The 13,052-nt window shown below is 65.0% G+C and carries 14 protein-coding genes; 1 reads left to right on the forward strand and 13 read right to left on the reverse strand.

Features of this window, described 5'->3' with window-relative positions; all coding sequences use genetic code 11:
• Positions 1–3: 3 nt before the first annotated feature.
• From nuoF to ACSF9G_RS12075, 7 genes are read right to left on the reverse strand one after another with little or no spacing between them, the layout of a single operon-like run.
• Positions 4–1,305, reverse strand: coding sequence for an NADH-quinone oxidoreductase subunit NuoF (gene nuoF, locus ACSF9G_RS12045; RefSeq protein WP_436641829.1), 1,302 nt, complete (start codon positions 1,303–1,305; stop codon positions 4–6).
• Positions 1,306–1,308: 3 nt separating this feature from the next.
• The gene (gene nuoE / locus ACSF9G_RS12050; protein WP_436641831.1) at positions 1,309–2,307 is read right to left on the reverse strand and encodes an NADH-quinone oxidoreductase subunit NuoE; all 999 of its coding nucleotides are present in this window, start codon (positions 2,305–2,307) and stop codon (positions 1,309–1,311) included.
• Positions 2,307–3,497: an NADH-quinone oxidoreductase subunit D gene (locus ACSF9G_RS12055; protein WP_436641833.1), complete on the reverse strand. Its 1,191-nt coding sequence runs from the start codon at positions 3,495–3,497 to the stop codon at positions 2,307–2,309. The genes nuoE and ACSF9G_RS12055 overlap by 1 nt, the downstream gene beginning before the upstream one ends.
• Positions 3,490–3,924 carry a GFA family protein gene (locus ACSF9G_RS12060; RefSeq protein WP_436641835.1) on the reverse strand — a complete coding sequence of 145 codons (435 nt, stop codon included), beginning with the start codon at positions 3,922–3,924 and terminating at the stop codon, positions 3,490–3,492. The genes ACSF9G_RS12055 and ACSF9G_RS12060 overlap by 8 nt, the downstream gene beginning before the upstream one ends.
• Positions 3,921–4,535, reverse strand: coding sequence for an NADH-quinone oxidoreductase subunit C (locus ACSF9G_RS12065; protein ID WP_436641837.1), 615 nt, complete (start codon positions 4,533–4,535; stop codon positions 3,921–3,923). The genes ACSF9G_RS12060 and ACSF9G_RS12065 overlap by 4 nt, the downstream gene beginning before the upstream one ends.
• 33 nt (positions 4,536–4,568) lie before the next feature.
• On the reverse strand, positions 4,569–5,150 hold the full coding sequence (locus tag ACSF9G_RS12070) for a NuoB/complex I 20 kDa subunit family protein (RefSeq protein ID WP_436641839.1): 582 nt from the start codon (positions 5,148–5,150) through the stop codon (positions 4,569–4,571).
• The gene (locus ACSF9G_RS12075) at positions 5,141–5,506 is read right to left on the reverse strand and encodes an NADH-quinone oxidoreductase subunit A (protein WP_436641841.1); all 366 of its coding nucleotides are present in this window, start codon (positions 5,504–5,506) and stop codon (positions 5,141–5,143) included. Before ACSF9G_RS12075 ends, ACSF9G_RS12070 begins: the two co-directional genes overlap by 10 nt.
• A 275-nt stretch (positions 5,507–5,781) precedes the next feature.
• On the opposite strand from ACSF9G_RS12075, the gene ACSF9G_RS12080 reads away from it, so the two are divergent.
• Entirely contained in the window at positions 5,782–6,411 is a 630-nt protein-coding gene (locus tag ACSF9G_RS12080) for a hypothetical protein (RefSeq protein ID WP_436641843.1), read from the forward strand.
• Between the two features lie 360 nt (positions 6,412–6,771).
• On the opposite strand, the gene ACSF9G_RS12085 is transcribed toward ACSF9G_RS12080, so the two are convergent.
• From ACSF9G_RS12085 to ACSF9G_RS12110, 6 genes are all read right to left on the reverse strand, one after another.
• On the reverse strand, positions 6,772–8,430 hold the full coding sequence (locus tag ACSF9G_RS12085) for an FMN-binding glutamate synthase family protein (protein ID WP_436641845.1): 1,659 nt from the start codon (positions 8,428–8,430) through the stop codon (positions 6,772–6,774).
• Positions 8,431–8,702: 272 nt separating this feature from the next.
• Complete coding sequence (locus ACSF9G_RS12090) at positions 8,703–8,909, reverse strand: hypothetical protein (protein WP_436641847.1); 207 nt, start codon at positions 8,907–8,909, stop codon at positions 8,703–8,705.
• A gap of 213 nt (positions 8,910–9,122) precedes the next feature.
• Entirely contained in the window at positions 9,123–9,626 is a 504-nt protein-coding gene (locus ACSF9G_RS12095; RefSeq protein WP_436641849.1) for an NUDIX hydrolase, read from the reverse strand.
• Positions 9,627–10,158: 532 nt separating this feature from the next.
• Entirely contained in the window at positions 10,159–10,977 is an 819-nt protein-coding gene (locus ACSF9G_RS12100; protein WP_436641851.1) for a heme ABC transporter ATP-binding protein, read from the reverse strand.
• A 1-nt stretch (position 10,978) separates the two neighbouring features.
• Entirely contained in the window at positions 10,979–12,043 is a 1,065-nt protein-coding gene (locus tag ACSF9G_RS12105) for a FecCD family ABC transporter permease (protein WP_436641853.1), read from the reverse strand.
• A complete protein-coding gene (locus ACSF9G_RS12110; RefSeq protein ID WP_436641855.1) occupies positions 12,040–13,026 on the reverse strand; it encodes a heme/hemin ABC transporter substrate-binding protein in 987 nt (328 codons plus the stop codon). The genes ACSF9G_RS12105 and ACSF9G_RS12110 overlap by 4 nt, the downstream gene beginning before the upstream one ends.
• Positions 13,027–13,052 lie beyond the last annotated feature (26 nt).

Here is a 13,052-nt window from a genome sequence, read left to right on the forward strand (position 1 = left end):
CTCTTACTCCGCCGCCACCAGAGCGGGTTCGGCCTTCGGGTTGGCCGCGTATTCGTCTATGCGCCGCTCGATCTCGCCGCGGAAATGGCGGATCAGGCCCTGGATCGGCCAGGCCGCCGCGTCACCCAGCGCGCAGATCGTGTGGCCCTCGATCTGATGGCTCACCTCGAGCAGCATGTCGATTTCGCGCTTCTGCGCCTGGCCGCGCGCCATGCGTTCGACGACGCGCCACATCCAGCCGGTGCCTTCCCGGCACGGCGTGCACTGGCCGCAGCTCTCGTGCTTGTAGAAATAGGAGATGCGCGCGATCGCCCGGACGATGTCGGTGGACTTGTCCATGACGATCACCGCGGCGGTGCCCAGCCCCGTCTTCAGGTCGCGCAGCGTGTCGAAATCCATCGACAGGTTCTGGCAGGTGTCGGCAGGCAGGCACGGCACCGACGAACCGCCGGGGATTACCGCGAGCAGGTTGTCCCAGCCGCCGCGCACGCCACCGGCGTGCTTGTCGATCAGCTCGCGCAGCGGGACGCCCATCTCCTCTTCCACGTTGCACGGATTGTTCACGTGGCCGGAGATGCAGAACAGCTTGGTTCCGGTGTTGTTCGGCTTGCCCAGGCCCGCGAACCAGGCCGCGCCGCGGCGCAGGACTTCCGGAACGACGGCGATTGACTCGACGTTGTTGACCGTCGTCGGGCAACCGTAGAGGCCCGCGTTCGCCGGGAACGGCGGCTTCAGGCGCGGCATGCCCTTCTTGCCCTCGAGGCTTTCAAGCAGCGCGGTCTCCTCGCCGCAGATATAGGCGCCGGCGCCGTGATGGACGTAGATGTCGAAGTCCCAGCCGTTCTTGTTATTCTTTCCGACCAGGCCGGCCTCGTAGGCCTCCTCGATGGCGGCTTCCAGGTGCTCGCGCTCGCGGATGAACTCACCGCGAATGTAGACGTAGCAGGCATGGGCGCGCATGGCGAAGGACGCGATCATGCAGCCTTCGATGAGCTGGTGCGGCTCGAAGCGCAGGATGTCCCGGTCCTTGCAGGTGCCAGGCTCGGATTCGTCGGCGTTGACCACCAGATAGTGCGGCCGATCGCCGACTTCCTTGGGCATGAACGACCACTTGAGCCCGGTCGGGAAGCCGGCGCCGCCACGGCCGCGAAGCCCGGAGGCCTTGACCTGGTCGATGACCCAGTCCTGCCCCTTGGCCAGCATTTCCTTGGTGTTCGACCACGTACCCCGGCCGCGCGCGCCCTTCAGGCGCCAGTCGTGGATGCCGTAGATATTGGTGAAGATGCGGTCCTTGTCGGAAAGCATTGGCTATTTCCTCTTTCCGGTCCGCTTGGAGAATTCGGTCTCGCCGCCCTTCGCAAGGGTCTTGGCCTGGGAAATCCAGTCCTCGCGCCCGATGCGGCCCTTGAACTTCAGGTAGCCGTCGACCCACTCGACCTGATCCGGCGTCAACGCGGCGATCTGGTCGAAGTGGAAGATGCCGAGCGAGTGCAGCAGCCCCTCGATCTTCGGGCCGACGCCCGAGATCTTCTTCAGGTTGTCCGCCTTTCCCTCGCGCGGCGCCTCCAGGCCCGTCGGCTTGTGTTCATCGGACAGCGCAGCCGGCTCGGGCTTCGCCGCCGCCTTTTCCTGCTTCGCCGGTGCCTTCTTCGGCTCCTTGGCTGCCTTCGCGGGGGCCGGCTTCGAGGGGGCCGCCTTGGCGGGCTTCGCCTCGCCGTTCAGAACGGTCGGTCCGCCCTGCGGCGCGGAATAGTGGCGGTCGACCTGCGGACCCGGCTTTGGCGTCCGGCCCGCGGCGAAATCGTCCAGCAGTGCCTCGAAGCTCTCCGGCGTCAGATCCTCATAGGTGTCCTTGAAAACCTGCACCATCGGCGCATTGACGCAGGCGCCCAGGCATTCGACCTCTTCCCAGGAGAAATCGCCGTCGGCGGACAGCTCGTGCGCGTGCCCGGCGATGCGCGTCTTGCAGATCGAAATCAGCTCGCCAGCCCCGCGCAGCATGCACGGCGTCGTGCCGCAGACCTGCACGTGCGCCTTCTTGCCGACCGGCTGCAGCTGGAACATCGTGTAGAAGGTCGCGACCTCCAGCACCCGGATGTTCGGCATGTCCAGCATATCGGCGACATAGCGGATCGCGGGCTCGGAAACCCAGCCTTCCTGTTCCTGAACCTTCCACAGAAGCGGAATCACCGCCGAGGCCTGACGACCTTCGGGATAGCGTTTGATGGCTTTTTCGGCCCAGGCCGCGTTGTCCGCCGTGAAGGCGAACGAGTCGGGCTGTTCGTGCCAAAGACGACGCACAGACATCAGCGATCCACCTCGCCGAAAACGATGTCGATAGAGCCCAAAATCGCCGAGCAGTCGGCGAGCATATGGCCGTGGCTCAGGAAATCCATCGCCTGCAGATGGGCGAAGCCGGGCGCGCGGATCTTGCAGCGATACGGCCGGTTGGAGCCGTCGGAGACCAGGTAGACGCCGAACTCGCCCTTCGGCGCCTCCACCGCGGCGTAGACCTCCCCCTCCGGCACATGAAAGCCTTCCGTGTAGAGCTTGAAGTGATGGATGAGCGCCTCCATGGAGCGCTTCATCTCGCCGCGCTTCGGCGGCACGATCTTCTGGTCGGTCGAGCTGACGGGCCCCTGCCCGTTCGCCGATGAGAGCTTCTCAATGCACTGCTTCATGATGGCGGTCGACTGGCGCATCTCCTCCATACGGATGAGATAGCGGTCGTAGCAATCGCCGTTCCTGCCGACGGGAATGTCGAATTCCATTTCCTCGTAGCACTCGTAGGGCTGCGCCTTGCGCAGATCCCACGCAGCGCCCGAGCCGCGCACCATCACCCCGGAGAAACCCCAGGCCCATGCGTCCTCTAGTTTGACGACGCCGATATCGACGTTGCGCTGCTTGAAGATGCGGTTGTCGGTGAGAAGCCCCTCGATGTCGTCACAGAGATCAAGGAACGTATCGCAGAACGTGCCGATGTCGTCGATCAGGTCCGGCGGCAGATCCTGGTGCACGCCGCCGGGCCGGAAATAGGCTGCGTGCATGCGCGCGCCCGACGCCCGCTCGTAGAAGATCATCAGCTTCTCGCGCGCCTCGAAGCCCCAAAGCGGCGGCGTCAGCGCGCCCACGTCCATCGCCTGCGTGGTGACGTTGAGCAGATGCGACAGGAGCCGGCCGATTTCCGAGTAGAGCACCCGAATGAGCTGCGCGCGGCGCGGCACCTCGATGCCCAGCAGCCGCTCGGCAGCGAGCGCGAAGGCGTGCTCCTGGTTCATCGGCGCGACGTAGTCGAGCCGGTCGAAATAGGGAATCGCCTGCAGATAGGTCTTGGTCTCGATCAGCTTCTCGGTGCCGCGATGCAGCAGGCCGATATGCGGATCGCAACGCACGATCACCTCGCCGTCGAGCTCCAGCACCAGGCGCAGCACACCATGCGCGGCGGGATGCTGCGGACCGAAGTTGATCGAGAAATTGCGGACTTCTGCCTCAGCCATCACGCGACTCCGGCTTTCCAGTCATCATGGCGACCAGTTCCGGGCCGGTCATTCGTTGTGTCTCGTTGGCGAACGCATAGTTTGACGGCTGCTCATCGACGAAAATCTCGCTGACGAACCGGAACGCCGCCGGCTCATCGAGGGCTTGCGCCGATACCGCGATATGCGACCCGTCGCGCATGCGCCAGAACAACGTCGATCCGCATGAAGAGCAGAAGGCGCGCTCGCCCCACTCCGACGACGTGTAGACGCCAAGGCTGCTGTCGTCGCCGACCTCGATGGCGTCGCACTCGACCGCCATGAAGACGCCGCCGGACCAGCGCCGGCACATGCTGCAATGGCAGACCGCCATCTCGTCGCTCTTGGGCGTCGCCGTGAAGCGCACCGCCCCGCACAAACAGTGGCCTTGCCGATTCTCCCCGCTCACGAGCCCGCTCCCTTGCCCGCCTTCTCGTCACCCGGCAGCACGTAGTCGACGCCTTCCCACGGCGACAGGAAGTCGAAATTGCGGAATTCCTGGTTGAGCCTGACCGGCTCGTAGACGACCCGCTTGGCCAGATCGTCGTAACGCACCTCGACAAAACCGGTGAGCGGGAAATCCTTTCGCAGCGGATGCCCCTCGAAACCGTAGTCGGTGAGCAGACGGCGCAGGTCCGGATGGCCGGAGAACAGGATGCCGTACAGGTCGTAGGCTTCCCGCTCGAACCAGTCCGCGCCCGGCCAGATCTCGGTGAGACTGGGCACCGGCGTGGCCTCGTCGACGGCGACCTTTACCCGGATTCGCTGATTCTGGCGCGGCGACAGGAAGTGATAGACGACGTCGAAGCGCTGTTCGCGCTCCGGCCAATCGACGCCGCACACATCGATAATGCAGACGAACTGGCAGCGCGCGTCGTCATGAAGGAAACGCGCGGTCTCGAGCAGCTTGCCGGCGGGCACCGTCACCGTCAGATCGCCATGGGCGATGACCCACGCGACATCCTCCGCCCCCAGGGCGTTGACAATGTACTCGGCAAGTTCGGTCAGGGCCTCGTCCATACCGCTCCTCTCGGAATTCCGCCGGTTCTGGAATCAGCGTTCGATCGTGCCGGTGCGCCGGATCTTCTTCTGAAGAAGCAGCACGCCGTAGAGCAACGCTTCGGCAGTCGGGGGACAGCCGGGAACATAGACGTCGATCGGGACGATCCGGTCACACCCGCGAACGACGGAATAGGAATAGTGATAGTAGCCGCCGCCATTGGCGCAGCTGCCCATGGAGATGACATAGCGCGGCTCCGGCATCTGGTCGTAGACCTTGCGCAACGCCGGCGCCATCTTGTTGGTCAGCGTGCCGGCCACGATCATCACATCGGACTGGCGCGGGCTCGCGCGCGGTGCGAAGCCAAATCGTTCCGCGTCGTATCGCGGCATCGACATTTGCATCATCTCGACGGCGCAGCAGGCCAGTCCGAACGTCATCCACATGAGCGAGCCGGTGCGCGCCCAGTTAATCAGCTCGTCGGTCGCCGTGACGATGAACCCCTTGTCGGCGAGCTGGGCGTTGATATCGGTGAAGAACGGATCGTTGGCGCCGACCGGGCGCCCTGTCGCAGGATCGATGACACCCTTCGGCGACGGCGCAACGAGCGGCTGGTCCTTGTGGATCAATCCCATTCCAGTGCTCCCTTACGCCATTCGTATATGAAGCCGATCGTCAGCACGGCAAGGAAGATCATCATCGACCAGAAGCCGAATAGGCCGACTTCCTTGAAGGCGACCGCCCAGGGAAACAGGAACGCCACTTCCAGATCGAAAATGATGAAAAGGATCGCAACGAGATAGAATCGCACATCGAACTTCATACGAGCGTCGTCGAAGGGATCGAATCCGCACTCGTAGGCCGACAGCTTCTCCGGATCGGGATTCCGGTAGGCGATGACAAAGGACGAGACCATCAGGGCCAGCCCGATTACCGCCGAAATTCCGATGAATATGGCGACGGGCAGATAGTCGTGTAGGATATCCGGCATGTCGCCTCGGTACCGCTTTGCGCCGACGCGGAAATGCCCGGCGCTGGTCGATTAACGGCGGTAGGCTTAGCCCACGCTCCGGATGAGGGCAAGCGTACGAAGGCCCAATTTCCCACGAATTTTTGACTGTTGCCAGCATACTATTCCACCATTGATGGTACATATGCCAAGATGCCGCTCGCGGCGCAGCCTGCTGCACCGCACAACTGCGGCATTTTGCCGGTCCGGCCTCCGGGTGATTCTGTAGCGTGCTGACCTTGTTCCAGGAGGATTGGGTGTCGGTTGGACTGAAAATTCTGCCATTTGCGTTGGCTGGTATGGTGCTCGGCGGCTGTGCGAATACGCAACAAGGCCCCCAGACCCAGTCCTACGGCTTCGCCAGCAACGCCGCGGCCGGTCCGCCTCCGGCATTCCGGCCCGCTTCGGCACCGGTTCCGAACTCGTACGCGCCGTCGGCCGATATCCCTGCCGGAGCGCCAATCGTCGAATTCCGCTCCCGAACCGGGCCGGACATCATAGGACATACTTATCTGATCTTCGGGTATCAGGGCGAGGACGGCTCGATCGTGAAGCCGGACCAGATCGGCCTGTATCCCAAGGATCTGTCCGGATTCGCCGTCGGCGTCAGCGGGATGGCGGAAGCCACCACCGAGCCGGTTTCCCTCGACCTCTCGATTCCGCCCAGCAATGTCTATCGCCACCAGTTGACCGAGGACGAGTACGCACGCCTGTCGGCGGCTGCGGCGGAGGCGCGCGCCAATCCGCCGCAGTGGAACTGGACGCGCTACAACTGCAACACGTTCGTGGCCGACATGGCCGAGACCGTGGGCATGCAGACACCCGCCGGCGGCACGCTGCTTGCCCCCGTGCTGTTCATCCAGCAACTCAGGTCGCTGAACACCTGACCGCTGAATACCTGACCGGCAGGGCCGCCTGGCGGTCCCGGGCGGGCACCGCTATCGCCCGGGACTACTCTTTGTCACGCTGGTGCCCCTGCGATTTCGCTGTGGGATGAAGCCTGTGGTCACTCGGCGGCGAGAAAAGATGTTCCGGAATGACCGCGGGCGAATGGTGCGGCCTCCGGCACCAGGCGCACAGATGAAACGAAAGATCACGGGTTCCCGAACAGGACGGACAGAACCTCGATCCAGACACAGCGATTCTCCATTCTAGGGCTGCATTTAAAGGGAAATATGGTTCGTTCGGCTTTTCCGAAGCCGGCGCGACGTCAGACATTTGAGGGGCTGTATGGTTTCGTCTGCGCCCTACGCCACGTTGCGGCGTTGAAACGGCCCAGACGGGATCTCCGGCGGAGCGAAGCTTTCGGCATCGGCGCGTTCCCAGCGGCCGTGCCAATCGGCAAGCTCGGGGATTTCCGCGCCTGAAACAAGAAAGCCGTCCGGCAGGTAGGGATGGGCCTCGTTACCGTCGACGAAGCTGTTGTCTTCCTGACGGAACATCAGGTGATAGGGCAGGAAATTGCTGGGGTGGCTGAGTCCGGCCGCGCCGGCGATCTCGCCGAGCGCCTTCATGGTGTTGCGATGGAAACGCGCGACGCGGTCGCTCTTGTCCCCGACGTCGATCGCGCGTTGACGAACCGGGTCCTGCGTTGAGATGCCGACCGGACAGCAATTTGTGTGGCAGGATTGCGCCTGGATGCAGCCGATGGCGAACATGAAGCCGCGCGCGGCGTTGCACCAGTCCGCTCCCAGCGCCAGCGTGCGGGCGATGTCGAACGCGGAAACGATCTTGCCTGCCGCACCGATGCGCACCTGATCGCGGATTCCCGCCCCGCGCAGCGTGTTGTGAACGAAGGTCAGCCCCTCCAGCATCGGCATGCCGACCCTGTTGGCGAACTCCACCGGAGCCGCGCCCGTTCCGCCCTCGGCGCCGTCCACGACGATGAAGTCGGGCACGATGCCGGTCTCCAGCATCGCCTTGACCATGCACATGAATTCGCGGCGATGACCGATGCACAGCTTGAAGCCGACCGGCTTGCCGCCGGAGAGGTCGCGCAACTGGCCGACGAACTGCATCAGGCCGATCGGGGTCGAAAAGGTGGCGTGCGCGGCCGGCGAAACACAATCGATCCCCATCGGGATACCGCGTGCCTCGGCGATTTCCGGCGAGATCTTGGCCGCCGGCAACATGCCGCCATGGCCGGGCTTGGCGCCCTGGCTCAGCTTGATCTCGATCATCTTGATCTGCGGATCGGCGGCGAGTTCGGTAAACTTCTCCGGCGAGAAGCTGCCATTCTCGTTGCGGCAACCGAAGTAGCCCGACGCGACCTGGAAGATCAGATCGCCACCGCCCTGGCGGTGATAGCGGCTGATGCCGCCTTCGCCGGTATCGTGCGCGAAGCCGCCCTTTCCGGCGCCGGAATTGAGCGCCAGAATCGCATTTGCCGACATCGAGCCGAAACTCATCGCCGAAATATTGAAGAGGCTGGCGTCGTAGGGCTGCTTGCAGGCCGGTCCGCCGACACGCACGCGGAAATCGGTGTCGGCAATCGTCACCGGCGTCGCGGAATGCGTCAGCCATGCGTAGCCCGAGCCGTAGACATTTTCCATCGTGCCGAAGGGTCGCTTGTCCTCCGCGCCCTTGGCACGTTGGTAGACAAGGCCACGATCTTCCCGGCTGAACGGCACCTCGTCGTGATCGCTCTCGATGATGTACTGGCGGATTTCCGGCCGGAAGCTCTCCAGCAGGAAACGCATGTGTCCCGCGACCGGATAGTTGCGCAGGATCGCGTGCTTGCGCTGGCGCACGTCATAGATGCCGAGCAGGAACAGCGCGCCCGCGAATAGGGCGGGCACGAGCAGCCACTTGCTGTAGACCGCGGCGCCGACAAGCGAGGCGAGCAATACGAGCGCCACGATGACGAAAACGGCATAGCGCTGATAGTTGAAAAGGATTTTCATCATCGCGGTGTGATCAAGCCAAACTTTCCGGGGGGAGACAAGAGACCGTGCGGATCGACATCGTGGTGACCCGGTAGCGACAAACGACAGCCTCGAGCGTCCCGGACCATGGCGGATATTCATGAAGAATTGCTTCCGATCCGAGTCGCGGGCCCGTCGTTTTCCCTGCGCCTTGTCGGCCGCGGCATCGGACCGGGACGTCCTTGCGCGTCCCGGTCCGATCCGCGAACGAAGAGATGGGGCAACGTGCCGCATCCCTCGGGATTCGCAACGATCTAGAAATCCGCGCCTTCCAGCTTGGCGATCAGCGCATTGCGGTCCTCTACCGATTTGATCCGCACCGTCAGTGCCGTGCTTTTCGACGGCACCTGCGGCGGCAACGAAAACGCGACATCCGGCAGGGCCTCGGCCGCCCACAGTTTGAAACGGGGCAGCTTGTTCGGGCCGCGAAGCGGGAAGGTATGGCTGTATCTGAAGCTCATTGCTGGCTCCTGTCTGCAAATGAGGGGGAACCCGCCCGCGCACCCGTGCGCGGCGCCGGCTCTCCAGTCCTTTGTTTCTGGGGAGATGCGTCCGACCTGGTGCCGCCCTTGCCATGGCAGGTGGCGACACCAGGCTGTCAGCCGATTTTCGGGTTGCCCTTGAGAAGAGCCGACGTGGCAGCAAGGAAGACCGGCACCACCGCCGTTTCGGCGTCACAGTCCATCGGGACACCGTTCCACCTGCACCTTTGTGCTCGGTGGCACCCTGCAGTTGGATAGGACGAAATCGGCAAGCCCGGCATCGTCGAGCCGGTCCGCAGCCTCCTCCACGGAAAACCAGCGGCGCTGCCTTTGCTCCTGCTCTCGCCAGGTGCTCAGCGTGCCGTGCACCCTCATGCCGAACACGGTGACGCGGCACGGCTCGACCGAACCGTCGTCCAGGACCTTCATGTAGAGGTAGTCGGTCAACGGGCCGGGATTGATGTCGCCGATGATCCCGGCTTCCTCGAACGCTTCGCGCGAGGCGGCAAAGACCGGCGGCTGATTCTCGATCGGCCATCCCTTGGGAATGATCCAGCGCCCTCGCCTGCGCGAGGTGATCAGCAGGATCCGCATCTTCCCGTCGCGCCTCGTGCGCCAGGGCAGCACGCCGAACTGCTGCAACGCGGTGCTGTCGGTATTGGGATCCGGCTGCCCCACTCGCGTCCCTTTGCTCATTGCAGACCTCCCTCGCCCCGCGGCAGGACGGACGCGGCCTGGGAATCGCGCGCGGTGTCGGCGCGAGGCGTCGCGCGCGGCGTCGGGACCGTTTTAAGGGTCTTGCACCACGGGCAGCGGTTGGCGGCGCGCGGAAGCTGCCTGTTGCACGCAGGACAGAAAGGACGGGATCGGGAAAGGGCCATGGATTCGCTCCGACGCGGCGACACGTGAGCGTCGCAGAAATAAACCGCGGTTTTTGAAGATTGGTCCCCGGAGCGGAGAAATTATTGCGGCGTTATGGGTTCACGGGACGCCCGCTCCGGGTTGCGGAGCGTGCTTGATCCATGAGCCTCGATATCCTGACGAGCGTTTCCATGCACATGGCGTCCATCTAGGCATCGATTGTGGCGAATTGAAGGGCCGCGCCTCTCCTGCCGCCTTGTTTTCTACTTTATTTCAGTGCGTTAGGCCGGTCTGGGCCCGGCAGGCGCGTTTCGACCGGCGCGAGCCGCCGGCGACGGCCGGCCCGCCCGTCGCCTGGAATCGGGACCTAGAGCAAGGCCGGGCGCGTTGCGGCGCTTTCGGCATCCCTTCGCGGGTCACGAAGGACACGCCTGGCGCTGACCTGGAATACGCTTTCGACAAGCTCGTCCGTGAGCACTTCCCTCGCCGGACCGTCGGCGACGATGCGGCCACCGGCGACGACGACGATCCGGTCCGCGTAATCCGCGGCTAGGTTGAGATCGTGCAGAATCGCCAGCCCGCCGCCGCCGGCGCCGACGTGGTCGCGAGCGATATCGAGGATCCTGAACTGATGACGGATGTCGAGGCTCGCCGTCGGCTCGTCGAGGAACAGCCAGTTGGCGACGTCGCCTCCGCCCGCCTGCTCCACGGATGCCGGCTCCACTGGCGGCCCGAGCTGGCAGAGCACGCGGGCAAGCTGGACGCGCTGCTGCTCGCCACCGGACAGTCGCTGATAGTACCGCGCCTCGTAGCCGACTAGATCGACCTGCCGCAGTATGTCGCTGATCGTCGCGTCCGTCCCCCGGCGTGCGTTCACGCCGGCACGCAGGCCGAGCGCCACCACCTCGTGCACGGTGAATGGGAAAGCCAGATGCTGGGACTGCGAGAGAACCGCGCGCCGCCGCGCCAGATCGCGGCCGTCCCAACGCCCGATTGGGGTGCCATGGAATCGAACCTCGCCGGAAGAAGGCTCCAGATCGCCGATCAGCGTGCGCAACAGCGTCGTCTTGCCGGCGCCGTTCGGACCGATGATGACGGTGAACTCCGCCGGAGACAGCCGCAGGCTTGCCCCCCTCAGCACCTCCCGTCCGGCGAGGCGGACCGTTACCGCATCGGCTTCCAGCATCTCAAAGATCCACGATCGAGCGCTGCCGCAGCAGCAGCCAAAGGAAGAACGGCGCGCCGAGAATCGCCGTGACGATCCCGATCGGCAGCTCCGCCGGCGCCACCACCGTGCGTGCGATCATGTCCGCCCACACCAGCAGGACCGCGCCGAACAGCGCACATGTCGGCAACAGCCCCGCGTGGCGAGGGCCGATGACAAGGCGCAGGAGATGGGGCACCACGATGCCGATGAAGCCGATCGGTCCGGCCACGGCGACCGAGGCGCCGACGGCCGCGGCGACAGCGAAGATCGCCAGCTTCTTGATCGACTGGACCGGCGTGCCGAGATGGCGGGCCTCCCCTTCCCCGAGCAGCATGGCGTCGAGCCCCGCCGCCAGTCCCGGCAGCACGGCCAGCACAAGAAACAGGAACACGGCAGCGACGCCGACCTTCTCCCAGGTTGCCCCGGTCAGGCTGCCGAGCGTCCAGAAGGTGAAGTCGCGAAGCTGCCGGTCGTCGGAAACGAAAATAAGCATGCCCGTCGCCGCCCCGGCGAGCGCGCCTATGGCGATTCCGGCGAGCAGCATGGTGGCGACCGACGTGCGCCCCTGCCGCGTCGCGATGGCGTAGAGCAGGGTCGTGGTGATCAGGCCACCGACGAAGGCGGCGAGTGGCAACAAATAGAAGACCAATCCGCCGAGAACAGCGCCGAGCGTCCCGGCACCCAGCACCACCACCGTCACCGCGGCGAGCGCGGATCCGGCGGTCACGCCGACGAGCCCCGGATCGGCCAGGGGATTGCGGAACAGCCCCTGCATGACGGCACCGGAGACCGCAAGCGCCGCACCGACGACGAGGCCGAGCAGCGTCCGCGGCAGGCGGATGTCGAGAACGATCATCGTGTCGCCGGCGCGCGCGCCGAAGTCGAAGAGTGCCCTGGCCGCGCCGGCTGGGGTGAACCCGCTCGGACCGACGGCAAGCGATAGGAATCCGGTGACGACGACGAGACACGCCAGAACGCCTCCAAGAAGAACGGCGTGGCTGGAGCGGTCTCCCGGCGATCGCCGAAGCGAGATGGCCAGGCTCATTGCGCCGCCGCCCATGCGCGCCCCGGCAATTCGGGCAGGTCGTGCCCGGGATAGATCGCCGCCGCGAGATCGCGCACCGCATGGGCGACACGCGGACCGAAGCCGAGCAGGTAGAGCCCGTCCATCGCGACGATGCGGCCATCCTGCGCCGCCGGCGTGTGCGACAGCGCCGGATGCGACCGGACCTCCTCGAGGCTCGCCGCGTGATCCCCGCGCGCCATCATGACGATGACCTCCGGCGCGGCGTCCAGTATCGCTTCGTCGCTGACCGGCTTGAAGCCGGAGAAGCCCGACAACGCGTTTTCCGCCCCGGCCAGTTCGATCATGGCGGCGGCCGACGTGCCCTCGCCCGCCGCCATCACGCGGCCATTGGCGAGCGACAGAATGAACAGGACCTTCGCGGGGCTTTCGATTCGGCCCACGGCCTCCCGAACGGCGGCAAGATCGGCCGACACTGCGCCTGCCAGCGCCTCACCGGCCTCCTCCGCGCCTATCGCCTTCGAAACGAATCGGATCTTGTCGACGACGCCACCGGCATCGGCCCGGCTCGGCACCAGCACGAACGGCACGGACGCGGTTTCCAAGAGCGCGATCGCCTCGGGCGGTCCGGCGCCGTCCTCGGCGAGGATCAGGCTCGGCTCCGTCGACAGCAGGCCTTCCGGCGACAGCGCCCGCATGTAGCCGACATCGGGCTTCTCGGCGAGCGCGCGCGGCGGATAGAGGCTCGTCGTGTCGACCGCAACGATTCGGTCTTCAAGGCCGAGCGCGTAGAGGATCTCCGTGACCGCCCCGCCGACCGAAACGACTCGACCGCGATCTTCGACGACCACCGCGCGGCCGGAGGCATCGGTTACCTCCACCGGTTCTGCCTGAGCCGGTCCGGCAACGATGCTCAGGGCCAGAACGGCCGGCAGCACCGATCGCAAACAGCGGCCGGCCAAGGCATGCGAGGCAAACGATCGAAGCCCTTCGGGCACGGTCATGGGCGGTCTCCCGGTTCGGAAAAAGG

Origin of the sequence: Microbaculum mangrovi, assembly GCF_051390635.1 — a bacterium.
Lineage (GTDB): Bacteria > Pseudomonadota > Alphaproteobacteria > Rhizobiales > Tepidamorphaceae > Microbaculum.